This is a genomic window from Herbaspirillum sp. FG34, assembly GCF_057809315.1.
The window spans coordinates 172,494-184,779 of record NZ_JBMDJS010000009.1 but is presented as its reverse complement, the minus strand read 5'-3'; the positions used below and the strand labels follow the sequence as shown (position 1 = coordinate 184,779).

Here is a 12,286-nt window from a genome sequence, read left to right as displayed (position 1 = left end):
GATGTGGGGACAACGTTCCGAGCGGGACGGAGTCAATCGAGCGTCGGGACGCCCTGCTCCGGCGGGCGCGTGGGGCGTCTGCCGGGCAATGGCGGGGTATGACGCGGCGGCAGCCTTAGCGCAGGATCTCCGCGATCACGGCACGGCACACCGGACTGTCTCCATCAGCCAGAGGGAACAGCACGGTGTAGTGATGCGTCTGCGGCACCACGTGATGCGCCACCACCTGCGGCCAGCAATTGGCCATCACGGCCGCCTGCAGGTGAAACTGCTCAGTCTCCAGTTCACCGATGATGGTATGCACGCGCGTACCCGCGGGCCCGGCCTGCAGCACCGGCGAGAGCGCATCCGCCCGCGGCTCATCCAGCGTGAGCGCCTTGTTCAGTGAAGTCGGAATCAGCGGCACCAGATCGAACACGCCACTGATGGCAAATACGGCCTGCACCGGCAACGCGCCCGCCTGCGCGGCAACGAAGGCCGCCAGATGACCGCCTGCCGAATGCCCCATCAGCGCGATGCGGTTGAGGTCGATGCCCAGTCGATCCGCCTGCTGCGCAAGGGTGGCAAGAAACACCCGCACCTCCGCCACCATGTCCTCGATGCGCGATTGCGGCGCCAGCGAATAATTGATCACCGCCACACTGATGCCCGCCTCGACATAGGGCGTGGCGATGAAACCGATATCGCGCTTGTCGCCACCCTGCCAGTAGCCACCGTGAATGAAGACCAGCAAGGGCCGCTGCGCCCCTGCCGCCCGATAGAAATCGAAACGCTGCAGCGGTGCATCACCGTAGGCGATGTCGGACTCGGTCAGCAAGATATTGGCAATGGCGGCGGTCGCCTGCTGCCACTGCTGCAGCACCTGCGGAAAATCCGGAAAGGCCGCCTTGAGGTTGTAACCCGCTTCGCACTCGGCGATGGGACAAACAACGCGGCGAGCGTCCGTCTTGACTTGATTGGGGAGCATTCAGTTTTCCTTAACGCTGTTTGCAACAGCATTAAACCTGCGTTAATGGATCAATATCCGCGCAACAAGCGTCCTACACGCTCAGATACTGATCCCACAATTCCGTCTGTACCGACAGCTGCGCCGAATCCCCCTGCCAGACCACCTTGCCCTTTTCGAGGATGGTGTGCCGGTCAGCAAAGCCGATCAGACGCTTGATGTACTTGTCGATGACGATGATGGTCAGCCCATACTCGCGCAAGGCTTTCAGGCAAGCCCAGATTTCTTCCCGTACCAGCGGTGCCAGGCCTTCGGTGGCTTCATCGAGGATCAGCAGATGCGGATTGGTCATCAGTGCACGGCCGATGGCCAGCATCTGCTGCTCGCCGCCCGAGAGCTGGCCGCCGCCATTGTGGCGACGTTCCTTCAGGCGCGGGAACTGTTGATAAATCTTTTCCAGCGTCCAGGGATTGTCGCGGCCATTACGGCGCGCCGCGAAGGCGGAAAGATTTTCTTCCACGCTCAGGTTCCTGAAGATCTGCCGCCCCTCCGGCACGATGGCAATACCGCGCCGGGCGATGGCGTCGGCACTGGCAGTGTGGATGGCTTCCCCCCGAAAGCGCACCACGCCGCCGGTCGGACGATTCAATCCGAGGATGGTGCGCAGCGTGGTGGTCTTGCCCATGCCATTGCGACCGAGCAGCGTCACCACCTCGCCTTCCCTGACCTGCATGTCGATCCCGAACAGCACCTGGCTCGCGCCATAGCCCCCGGTCAGCCCTTCCACTTCCAGCAATGCGCTCATGGCGTTTCCTCCTCGCCCAGGTAGGCCAGCTTGACCTCGGCATTGGCGCGAATCTCCTCCACGCTGCCAGTGGCCAGCACCGCGCCCTGCACCAACACCGTCATGCGGTCGGCCAGGGCGAAGACGGCCTCCATGTCATGTTCCACCAGCACCACCGTCAGCTCCTGCTTGAGGGACTGGATCAGCGCGATCATGTCGCCGGACTCCTCATGCCCCATGCCGGCCATCGGTTCATCCATCAACAGCACACGCGGACCGCAGGCGATGGCCAGGCCCACATCCAGCCGCCGCCGCGCACCATGCGACAGTTGCGACGACAACTGATGCGCCACCTGCTCCAGTCCCACGCGCCGCGCCACCGTCATCGCCGCCTCGCGGACCGCCCGATCAGCGGCGCTGGCATGGAAGAAACCATAGCTGCGATGCTGTCCGCGCTGCACCGCCACCTGCAGGTTCTCCAGCACGCTCAGTTCATCGAACACGCTGGTGATCTGGAACGAGCGCACCAATCCCGCTGCCACGCGCGCCTGTTCGGCATGAACATGCACGGGCTGGCCGAACAGATAGACCTCGCCAGCATCGGCGGCCAGTGCACCGGACAGCAGCGACAGCAAGGTCGTCTTGCCTGCGCCGTTGGGGCCGATGATGGCGTGGACGTGTCCTGCCGCAATCTCCAGATCCACATCACGCGTGGCCGCCAGACCACCGTAGTTCTTCTTCAGGCCCTTGACCGCGAGGGCAGGCGCTGCCTGTTCATGCACCATGCTGCTCTTCCTTCTTCAGGGTCTCGCCGATGGAGGCCAGCGAGCTGATGCCGCGCGGTGCCACCATGACCACCAGCAAGAGGATCAGGCCGACATGGATCTGCCAGTATTCAAAATGGGTGGACAAGACTTCCTCCAGCAACAGGAAAGCAGCCGCGCCCAGCAGGCCACCGTAGAAATACCCGACCCCGCCCAGCGCCACCATCACCAGCAGGATGCCGGACTGCGACCAGTGCAACAGCTTGGGGCTGGCAAAGAGATTGCTCATGCCGATGAGGCTGCCGGCCAGTCCTGCAATGACCGCTGCAATGACGAACGCTGCCAGCTTGTAGCGCAGCGCCGGATAGCCGATGGCCAAGGCGCGCCTTTCATTCTGCCGGATCGCATTCAAGGCCAGACCGAAGCGCGAGGCCAGGAGCCGCTGCAGCAGCACCAGGCTGGCCACCAGCCAGGCCAGCACCACCCAATAGAAGGCGTTGTCGCCGCTCATGTCGAGCCCGAAACCCAGCAACGGGCGCGCCGCGACCTGCAGGCCATCATCACCGCCGTAATACCGGAAGCCGACGAAGAAGTAGTAGAACAACTGCGCCAGCGCCATGGTGATCATGATGAAATACACTGCCCGTGTGCGCAGTGCGATCACGCCAATCACCACGCCCACGAGGGCCGTCACCAGCGCTGCCAGCAGCCAGATCAGCCAGGCGCTGGTGAGGCCATGGAAACTGGCGATGGCCGTGACATACGCGCCCAGCCCGAAGAACACCGCATGACCAAAGCTGACCATGCCACCGTAGCCAAGAATGAAATTGAGGCTGGCCGCCACCATCGCGAAGATCAGGATGCGGGTGAGCACGCCGATGTAGTACTCCATGCCGCTGGCCTGCGCCAGCAGTGGCAGCAGCACCGCCAGGACAATCAGCAGGGGAACGAAAAGACGCCGCATGACACTCCTCAGGTACGGGCAGGGAACAGACCACTGGGGCGCCAGAACAGCACCGCGATCATCACCAGGTAGATCATCATCGAGCCCAGCGCGGGGCCGACCGAGGCCGCTGCATCGGCGCTCAGGAACAGCGCGAAGAGCTGCGGCAGCAGGCTGCGTCCCAGCGTATCGACCACGCCCACGATGAGTGCGCCGATGGCCGCGCCCGGCACCGAACCGATGCCGCCGATGACCACCACCACGAAGGCCAGGATCAGCACGTCATCTCCCATGCCGGCCTGCACCGCCACCAGCGGGCCCAGCATGATCCCGGCCAGCGCCGCCAGCAGCAGCCCGAAGCTGAACACCAGCCGGAACAGCAGACGGATGTTGATGCCCATGGCTGTGACCATCTCCAGATTGTTGGCCCCGGCGCGCACCCACATGCCGATGCGCGTGCGGTTGATGAGGAAATACAGCGCCACGGCTACCACCACGCCCACTGCCATCACCAGCAGGCGATAGCTGGAATAGGGCAGTCCGAACAAATTGACCGGACCGGCGAAGGCCGGCGGCATGTTCAGCGGCAATGGCTGCGGCCCCCAGATCATGCGCACGCCATCATTGAAGATCAGGATGAAGGCGAAGGTCGCCAGCACGTGGACCATATGGTCCTTCTTGTAGAGTCGCCGGAACACCAGCCACTCCAGCAGGAAGCCCAGCGCCGCCGTGACTGGCAAGGCCACCAGCAGGCCCAGCCAGAACGAGCCGCTGGCCCCGGCCACCACCGCCGCCACGTAGGCGCCGATCATGAAGAAGCTGCCATGGGCCAGGTTGACGAAGTTCATCACGCCAAAGATCAGCGTCAATCCCGATGCGATCAGGAACAGCATGACACCGAACTGCAGGCTGTTGAGCACCTGCTCGAAGATCAGATTACCCAAGGTGCACCATCCTCAAGGCATCCTGCATTGACCGACATAGGCGTCGACGTGATCGGGCAAGAGCGTCTGCGTCATGTTGTTGACGTACTTGCCGTCAGCCGCCTTGGTCACCACCCGGGCATATTGATTCTGGATCGGGAAGTGATTGGCCGCAAACTTGAAGCCACCGCGCACCGACTTGAAGTTGGCCGCCTTGATGGCCGCAATCAGCGCCTCGCGATTCTCGACCTTGCCACCAATGGCCTTGACGGCGCTGTCGATCAGCATGGCCGCGTCATAGGCCTGGGAGGCGAACATCGACGGCTGGTGGCCATACTCTTTGACATAGGCCGCCACGAAGGCGCGGTTCTGTTCATTGGGCAGGTCGGCCGACCACTGGCCGGTGTTGGCCACACCCGCGATCAGGTCGCCGTTGGAGAGCATCTGCTGGTCGGCGTCATAGGCGGGCATCACGCGCACGATCTTCGTATCCATGCCGGCGGCCGCGTATTGCTTGACGAAGTTCACGCCCATGCCGCCCGGCAGGAAGAAATACAGGGCATCGATATTGGCCGCGCGCAACTGCGCGATCTCGGTGGCGAAATCAAGCTGGCCGAGTTTGGGAAAGAGTTCCAGCGCGGGATCCTTCTTCAGGAAACGCTTGAAACCAGCAGAGGCATCCTTGCCCGCCGGATAGTTGGGAGCGATGATGGCCACACGCTGGTAGCCCTTGTCGGCCATCAGCTTGCCGGCCGCTTCATGAGCCGCATCGTTCTGGTAGCTGGCACTGAAGAAATAGGGATTGCAGCCGGCACCGGCCAGTTGCGCAGGACCGGCATTGGCACTGACCACCACGGTCTTGCTGGCGAAGGCCGCCGGGGCCACCGCCAAGAGGATGTTGGAATAGACGAAGCCACTGAGGATATCGACCTTCTCGCGCTTGATGAGACGGTCCGCGCCCTGCTTGGCGGCATCGGGGCTGAACTGGTCATCGACCACGATGACTTCGGCAGGCACGCCGCCGAGCTTGTTGCCCAGCATCTTCATGGCCAGCATGAAGCCTTCGCGCTCATCCACGCCGGGCGCACTGGCCGGGCCGCTCAGGGTGGTCAGGAAACCCACCCTCACCACATCGGCCGCCTGCGCGGACAGGCTTGCACCCGTCGCCATCGCCATCATTACCGCACCTGCCACTTTCGTGAGTCGATTCATGCCTGGATTCCCCTCTAGATTCTTTGGTTTGAATTCGGTGTGAAACTGGAAACGCAGCGGCGCGTGAAACCTGGATTTCACTGCGCGCCCCGGCTGGAATAACTATTTCCGCAGGTCTGCTTTCGAGACGAAGGCATCCGCAAAGAAAGCTGTCCCGGGCAGGCCGCAGCTGGCCGTAAAATCGCGCCGCGCTGACTCTACCACGACCGGCGCGCCACAGGCATAGACCTGATATGACTGCATCGCCGGCACATCCTGCATCACGGCCTGGTGGACCAAGCCGGTGCGTCCGTTCCAGCCGCTGGCGGCATCGGCCTCCGAGAGTACCGGCACGTAGTCAAACCACGGCAGGCTCGCCGCCCAGTCGCGGCACAGTGCATCCAGATACAGGTCGGCGGCACGGCGGCCACCCCAGTAAAGACGCATCGCACGCGTGCTGCCGGTGGCGATGGCCTCTTCCACCAGTGCCTTGACCGGAGCAAATCCTGTGCCACTGGCCAGGAGGATCACCGGCTGCCTGCCCTCGCGCATGAAGAAGCTGCCGGCAGGTCCTTCGAGCGAGAACGGCTGCCCCGGCTGCATGCCGTTGAAAAGGCGGTCCGTGAAGAGTCCGCCGGGCAGGTGGCGCACATGCAGCTCCAGCAGGTCACTGCCGTCCCGGGCATAAGTCGCCATGGAATAGCTGCGGCGCTGGCCGTCTTCGAGCAACAGGTCGATGTATTGGCCAGCGCGATAGGACAAGGGTACCGCACAGCGCAGGCGCAGGATCGCCACATCCGGGGCGGCGCGCGTGATGCCTTCCAGCGTGGCCTGCACTTGCAGCAATGCCGGTGCGGTACTCGCTGCTGGGGCGGCCTCGCCCTCCCCGCCCACGCCGATCTCGACCCGGCCTGCCACCACGCGCACCGGGAAGCTGCGCACCGCCTCGGTCACCGGCGCACAGCGCGGCGCACCACTGCGGATATCGAACAAGCCCTGATGCAGAGGACATTCAACACAGCCGTCCTCCACGTAACCATCCGAGAGCTTGGCATTGCCGTGGGTACACAAGTCCTTGAGCGCGAAGATTTCCTCACCCAGGCGGAACACCGCCACCGCCTGGCTGCCCGCGCGGGCTGCGGCCACTTCGCCCTCGGCGAAATCATCGGCATGGCCGACATCGAACCACTCGCTCATGGCCGCCTCAGATCGGGGTAGCCAGGAGGGTCGCCACGCGCAGCGTGTCGTAGACCACACGGCGGCGGGCGTAGCGCCAGCCTGCCTCGGTCTTGACCACGCGGTCCTCATAGCGGCCGGCCTGGTAGACGAAAGACTCGCCGTTCTGCAAGGTCTGCACCACCACGTAGCTCGATTGCGCATCCACCGACCCGTCGGCGTTCTGCGTGAACACCAGCCCCGAGCTCATGTGGCGATAGGTGTGCGCCTCGTAGATATTGGCGTGGCGCAGCGAGAGCACGCGATCCTGCAGCATCTTCTTGCTGTCGCAATAGATGATGCCGATGGGCAGGCCGGCATCGGCGTTCTCGCGCGGCACGATTTCATACAGGCAATCGTCGGTGAAGAAATCCGGCCACTGTTCCAGTCGGTCATTGTCGAGCGCATGCACATAGCGCTCCTGCAGTTGGTGCAGCTCGAACCACAAGCTCATCTGTTCCATGTTTTGCATCTGCTTTGCCTCGCTCATGCCTTCTCGATGGACGGGAAGCCCATCAGTTTCTGGTAGCCCATCCAGAACTTGCGGATCAGGCTTTCGGTAATCAATGTGTCTTCCTGGTCGGGGTTGTCGCGCGCCATGTCGATCACCGAGCAATGATCAGGATCGCGGGCGGTACCACGCTGTACCAGTTCGGTGGCCTCGGTGTCTTCCATCGAGATGTAGCCGGCCGGACCCACCAGGTTGGCCTGCTTGATGCGCAGGGCGCGCAGCTCGGGGGTGTCATCCTCGTAACCGAAGAAGTGGAAGACCAGCTCGAAGTTGCTCGGCCCCTTGGGCAGCAACTGCCGCGCCACCAGGGTGTTATGGATCTGCTGCACCACCAGCTGCGGGAAGATGGGCTGGATATGGTTGGTGGTCAGTTCCTCGAATTCCTTGATCTGGCCCAGCACCGACGGATCCTGCAGCGAGAAGCCCTCATCGAAGGAGCGGATCTCCTGCTGCTTGTAGGCGTCCGCCGTCTCCACTTCATTCTTGGTGGCGGTGATGATGCTGTGCAGGCCGTGATGCTTGTCGGCCAGCGAGCGCGCCTTCATGCCCACGCGGAAGATGTTGAAGGTGGTGTGGAACAGGTGCAGCAGGCTGGCGTGATACGGGTCCTTGACGTTTTCCAGGTAGAGCTTCCAGTTCGACTTGGAATACTGGCGCGTGCAACCGAGGTAGACGACGGGCTTGTGGAAGATGCGGTCGATCCACGGGCGCATCTCGGCGCCGATGTAGTCCGGCAGCGATTCCACGGTCTCGCTGAAGGTGGCGAAGACCAGGCCCTTGTAGCTGTCCACGCGCAACTGGCGCAGGCCGTGGCACTTGGGATCGAAGTCCTTGGCCATGCCGGTGGCGCCCTTCTGGCCACGGCGGAAGGGGACGCCCAGCAGGTTGCCGCGCGCATCGAAACTCCACTGGTGATAAGCACAGCTGTGCGAACTGGCATTGCCGCGCGGAGTACGGCAGACGATGGCGCCACGGTGCGAGCACTTGTTGACCCAGGCGGCCAGGGTGCCATCTTCGGTGCGGGTGACTACCACCGGGGTATCGCCAACGAAGGTACTTTTGTAATCACCGTTGTTGGGGATCTCGGCTTCCAGCGCCAGGAAGCTCCAGGTCTGACCACGGTAGATGCGTTCCTGCTCCAGATCATAGACTTCCTTGGAGCTGAATACCTTGTAGGGCGTGCGCGCACCATCGGTGCGGGGGAATTGCACCAGCGGTGCATAGCCTTGCTGTTCGAGTTGGATGGATGTGCTCATGCGAAGTCCTCATCGTTGGAGTCCAGGCGGGACCTGGACGATGAGCCATCTTAGGCAGGCTGCACAAGGACGAATATCCGCCATTTGCATAGTTGAAGGGCAGTATTGTCCGTTTTTTGCAGTCCGCGACGTTATACCCAAAAGGTATGCAGCATGCCTGAATCGGTCTTGGACATTCGGGCAGCTTTGTTTCTATCATCCAGTTCGAGTCAGCACTTGTCAGCTTTCGCCCTTTTTTCTACACGGACAGCATCTTGAATTCCACCTTGCCCGCCACCTCCATCGAAACCGTAGAGGTTCTGCTACTGGACGTCCCCACCATCCGCCCGCACCGCCTGTCCATGACCACCATGCACCGCCAGACCCTGGTGCTGGTGCGCATCACGGGCAACGATGGCGTGACCGGCTGGGGCGAGGCCACCACCATCGGCGGCCTGGCCTATGGCGAAGAAAGCCCGGAAAGCATCAAGGTCAACATCGACACCTACATCACGCCGCTGCTGCTGGGTGCCGATGCCAACCAGGTCGCCGCGCGCATGCACCACATTGCCGAGCACGTACAAGGCAACCGCTTCGCCAAATGCGCCATCGAGACGGCGCTATCGGATGCACTGGCGCGCCGCCTGGGCGTGCCGCTGTCCACGCTCTTCGGTGGCCGCGTGCGCGAGAGCCTGCCCATCGCCTGGACCCTGGCCAGCGGCGACACGGCGCGCGACATCGAGGAGGCCGAGAAGATGCTGGCCCAGCGCCGCCACAACATCTTCAAGCTCAAGATCGGCGCGCGCACCGTGCAGCAGGATTGCGCCCACGTGGCCGCCATCAAGCGCGCCCTCGGTGATCGCGGCAGCGTGCGGGTCGATGTGAACCAGGCCTGGACCGAGACCGAGGCCATGCTGGGCATGCAGATGCTGGCCGATGCCGGCGTGGACCTGGTGGAACAGCCCATTGCCGCCACCAATCACGACGGCCTGTATCGCCTGCGCCAGAAGAACCGTATCGCCATCATGGCCGATGAAAGCCTGCATGGCCCGCAGGATGCCTATCAACTGGCCCGCGTGGGCGCAGCCGATGTGTTCGCCGTGAAGATCAACCAGTCCGGTGGACTGGCCGGTGCGCAGCAGGTGGCCGCCATCGCCGCTGCCGCCCAGGTCGAGCTGTATGGCGGCACCATGCTGGAAGGCGCCATCGGCACCATGGCCTCGGCCCAGTTGTTTGCCACCTTCGGCACGCTGGCCTGGGGTACCGAACTGTTCGGCCCGCTGCTGCTGACCGAAGAAATCCTGGCCACGCCGCTGCGTTACCGCGACTTCGCCCTGGAACTGCCGAGCGGTCCCGGCCTGGGCATCAGCCTGGATGAAGATCGCGTCAACGCGCTGCGGCGCGACCGCAAGACCCCGCTGGTCTCCGTCGCCTGATCCATCGGCCCGGACCGACTGCACCCACCCCCACACATATCCAACCAGAGACAGGAGAGACAACGTGGACAAGAAAGCCATCGACGCCGTACTGCAAAAAATCGAAAGCACCGAACTCGCGGAGGGCAACCAGCGTGTCAAGACCATCGTCAACCGCCTCGTGCGCGACATGTTTTATACGATTGAAGACCTGGATGTGCAGCCGGAAGAATTTTGGGCTGCCGTGGATTATCTGACCTCGGCCGGCAAGTCGGGCGAGTTCGGCCTGATCGCCGCCGGCCTGGGTTTCGAGCACTTCCTCGACCTGCGCATGGATGAAGCCGAAGCCCGCCGCGGCGTGCAGGGCGGCACCCCGCGCACCATCGAAGGACCGCTGTACGTGTCGGGCGCACCCGAGCAGAAGGGCTTTGCGCGCATGGACAAGGATCCCCAGCCGGGCGATACCCTCTTCATGCAGGGCCAGGTCTTCGACGAACACGGCAAGCCGCTGGCCAATGCGCTGGTGGAAGTCTGGCACGCCAACCACCTGGGCCGTTATTCCTTCTTCGATCCGGAGCAGAGCCCGTTCAACCTGCGCTGTTCCATCCGCACCGATGACCAAGGCCGCTATCGCTTCCGCAGCCGCGTACCGGTCGGCTACAGCGTGCCGCCGGGTGGCGCCACCGACCGCCTGCTCAACAAGCTGGGCCGTCACGGCAGCCGTCCTGCGCACATCCACTTCTTCGTCACGGTACCGGGCTATCGCAAGCTGACCACGCAGATCAACATCGCCGGCGATCCGTACCTGTGGGATGACTTCGCCTTCGCCACCCGCGAGGGACTGGTGCCGGAACTGAAGCACGTCACCGATGCGGCCGAGATCCGCAAGCACGAAGTCGATGCGCCCTTCTATGCCATCGAATTCAACTTCAACCTGCTGCCGGAACAGAACGACCTGCCCAAGGCCGACATCAATCGTCCGCGCCTGGCCGCGTAATCCAGCGCTGACCGGAAAGACCACGGGCCATGCAGCTGCATGGCCCGCGCAGCTTGCCTGGCGCGCACTGCGCGAGGGTGTTCAGGGGTATTGCTCTGCCTGCATCCGTGCAATTTCTGCTGCGGTCGTCCGCAGTTTTTCCAGCAACAACGAACGATCATTGGCGCGGAAATTCATGATCACCGGTGAGTACACCCCCTTGTTGGACAAGGGTCGATACACCACGTCAGAACGGTGCAACCCCTGCACCGAACGCGGCACCAGCGTGACCCCGACACCCGCTGCCACCAGGCCGATGGCCGTCTGCATTTCATTGGCTTCCTTGACGATGGTCGGGCGCAGGGCGCGGCTGGAAAAAAGCTCCAGCACCTGATCCGCATAACTCGGACGCGGTCTTGCCGGATAGAGAATGAAGCGCTCCTCGGCCAGCTGCGCCAGCGTCACCTTGCTGCGCGCCTGCAGCGCATGGCCCAGCGGGAACACCGCCACCAGTGGCTCTTCCACGATGGTCTCGCAGAGGATGTCAGGGTCGCTGATGGGCAGGCGTCCGAAGCCGACATCGATACGTCCGGACTTGAGCGCCTCGATCTGTTCCATGGTCACGATCTCGGAAAATCCGATTTCAATTTCCGGCATATCGGTGCGGAAACGCTTGATCATCTCGGGCAGCAAGCCATACAGCGCCGAGGGCACGAAACCGATGTTGAACCAGTGCTGCTGGCCACGGGCGATGACGCGAGTACCTTCCTCGATCTGCTCCAGACGGGACAATACCTGCAAGGTCTGTTCATAGAAAAACTTGCCCGCCATGGTAAGCGCAATCGGACGCGAGGCACGGTCGATCAGCTCGGCGCCGAGGAGATCCTCCAGCTGGCGGATCTGCCGGCTCAGGGGCGGCTGGGCGATGTGCAGCAGTTCGGCTGCACGGCTGAAACTGAGCGTGCTGGCGACGGCATTGAAATACTTGAGATGACGCAGTTCCACACTACCTCCGAGGCATACCATGATGCTGATCTGATATTGTACGTTCATCCGCCGACCGCATAGAATCGACGATCAGCCGGCCGCAGAGCCGTGCTCCACAGCAACGAGGCCCGCGTCCACGGCAGCAGGGTCCGACCAGAAGACCGTAGAGGAGACCGAGATGATCCATCCCGCCCACGCAGGCGCGCTTTGCCCTGCACACCGCCGACGACCTTCCACCTCGGGCATGAAACTTGCACTTGCATGAGGCTGAACGCAGCCGCCGCTGGCTGAGGGAAAGCAGACAGCGCGCACTCCGTTCGCATCGTCCATGAAGGTGCAAGGCAGACCGGCACCCGCGCCCTCTGCAGGCAGCAGCACCCCTACCCGGTACCACCG

The 12,286-nt window shown here is 63.0% G+C and carries 12 protein-coding genes; 2 read left to right on the top strand and 10 right to left on the bottom strand.

What is annotated here, in order from left to right; genetic code table 11:
- Nucleotides 1-115 precede the first annotated feature (115 nt).
- From ACODSZ_RS13505 to andAc, 9 genes are all read right to left on the bottom strand, one after another.
- The gene (locus tag ACODSZ_RS13505; protein WP_488927785.1) at nt 116-967 is read right to left on the bottom strand and encodes an alpha/beta hydrolase; all 852 of its coding nucleotides are present in this window, start codon (nt 965-967) and stop codon (nt 116-118) included.
- Nucleotides 968-1,040: 73 nt separating this feature from the next.
- Nucleotides 1,041-1,751 (bottom strand): ABC transporter ATP-binding protein, encoded by a 711-nt coding sequence (locus ACODSZ_RS13500; protein ID WP_488927784.1) that lies wholly within the window; start codon nt 1,749-1,751, stop codon nt 1,041-1,043.
- Entirely contained in the window at nt 1,748-2,515 is a 768-nt protein-coding gene (locus ACODSZ_RS13495) for an ABC transporter ATP-binding protein (protein WP_488927783.1), read from the bottom strand. Before ACODSZ_RS13495 ends, ACODSZ_RS13500 begins: the two co-directional genes overlap by 4 nt.
- Nucleotides 2,505-3,458 (bottom strand): branched-chain amino acid ABC transporter permease, encoded by a 954-nt coding sequence (locus ACODSZ_RS13490; RefSeq protein ID WP_488927782.1) that lies wholly within the window; start codon nt 3,456-3,458, stop codon nt 2,505-2,507. Before ACODSZ_RS13490 ends, ACODSZ_RS13495 begins: the two co-directional genes overlap by 11 nt.
- Before the next feature lie 8 nt (nt 3,459-3,466).
- On the bottom strand, nt 3,467-4,381 hold the full coding sequence (locus ACODSZ_RS13485) for a branched-chain amino acid ABC transporter permease (protein ID WP_008331492.1): 915 nt from the start codon (nt 4,379-4,381) through the stop codon (nt 3,467-3,469).
- A 12-nt stretch (nt 4,382-4,393) separates the two neighbouring features.
- On the bottom strand, nt 4,394-5,572 hold the full coding sequence (locus tag ACODSZ_RS13480) for an ABC transporter substrate-binding protein (RefSeq protein WP_488927781.1): 1,179 nt from the start codon (nt 5,570-5,572) through the stop codon (nt 4,394-4,396).
- A 102-nt stretch (nt 5,573-5,674) separates the two neighbouring features.
- The gene (gene andAb / locus ACODSZ_RS13475; RefSeq protein ID WP_488927780.1) at nt 5,675-6,748 is read right to left on the bottom strand and encodes an anthranilate 1,2-dioxygenase ferredoxin subunit AndAb; all 1,074 of its coding nucleotides are present in this window, start codon (nt 6,746-6,748) and stop codon (nt 5,675-5,677) included.
- 7 nt (nt 6,749-6,755) lie between these two features.
- Entirely contained in the window at nt 6,756-7,256 is a 501-nt protein-coding gene (gene andAd, locus ACODSZ_RS13470) for an anthranilate 1,2-dioxygenase small subunit AndAd (protein WP_175344158.1), read from the bottom strand.
- Entirely contained in the window at nt 7,253-8,533 is a 1,281-nt protein-coding gene (gene andAc / locus ACODSZ_RS13465; protein ID WP_488927779.1) for an anthranilate 1,2-dioxygenase large subunit AndAc, read from the bottom strand. Before andAc ends, andAd begins: the two co-directional genes overlap by 4 nt.
- Before the next feature lie 254 nt (nt 8,534-8,787).
- On the opposite strand from andAc, the gene ACODSZ_RS13460 reads away from it, so the two are divergent.
- Both ACODSZ_RS13460 and catA read left to right on the top strand, forming a co-directional pair.
- Nucleotides 8,788-9,948, top strand: a complete 1,161-nt coding sequence (locus ACODSZ_RS13460) for a muconate/chloromuconate family cycloisomerase (RefSeq protein WP_488927778.1) — start codon at nt 8,788-8,790, stop codon at nt 9,946-9,948.
- Nucleotides 9,949-10,012: 64 nt separating this feature from the next.
- Nucleotides 10,013-10,924 (top strand): catechol 1,2-dioxygenase, encoded by a 912-nt coding sequence (gene catA / locus ACODSZ_RS13455; RefSeq protein WP_488927777.1) that lies wholly within the window; start codon nt 10,013-10,015, stop codon nt 10,922-10,924.
- Between the two features lie 81 nt (nt 10,925-11,005).
- On the opposite strand, the gene ACODSZ_RS13450 is transcribed toward catA, so the two are convergent.
- The gene (locus tag ACODSZ_RS13450) at nt 11,006-11,908 is read right to left on the bottom strand and encodes a LysR family transcriptional regulator (RefSeq protein WP_175344161.1); all 903 of its coding nucleotides are present in this window, start codon (nt 11,906-11,908) and stop codon (nt 11,006-11,008) included.
- Nucleotides 11,909-12,286 lie beyond the last annotated feature (378 nt).

Coding starts and splice junctions, on each gene's coding strand:
- ACODSZ_RS13505 (WP_488927785.1), bottom strand. CDS start 967: ATGCTCCCCAATCAAGTCAAGACGGACGCTCGCCGCGTTGTTTGTCCC.
- ACODSZ_RS13500 (WP_488927784.1), bottom strand. CDS start 1,751: ATGAGCGCATTGCTGGAAGTGGAAGGGCTGACCGGGGGCTATGGCGCG.
- ACODSZ_RS13495 (WP_488927783.1), bottom strand. CDS start 2,515: ATGGTGCATGAACAGGCAGCGCCTGCCCTCGCGGTCAAGGGCCTGAAG.
- ACODSZ_RS13490 (WP_488927782.1), bottom strand. CDS start 3,458: ATGCGGCGTCTTTTCGTTCCCCTGCTGATTGTCCTGGCGGTGCTGCTG.
- ACODSZ_RS13480 (WP_488927781.1), bottom strand. CDS start 5,572: ATGAATCGACTCACGAAAGTGGCAGGTGCGGTAATGATGGCGATGGCG.
- andAb (WP_488927780.1), bottom strand. CDS start 6,748: ATGAGCGAGTGGTTCGATGTCGGCCATGCCGATGATTTCGCCGAGGGC.
- andAd (WP_175344158.1), bottom strand. CDS start 7,256: ATGAGCGAGGCAAAGCAGATGCAAAACATGGAACAGATGAGCTTGTGG.
- andAc (WP_488927779.1), bottom strand. CDS start 8,533: ATGAGCACATCCATCCAACTCGAACAGCAAGGCTATGCACCGCTGGTG.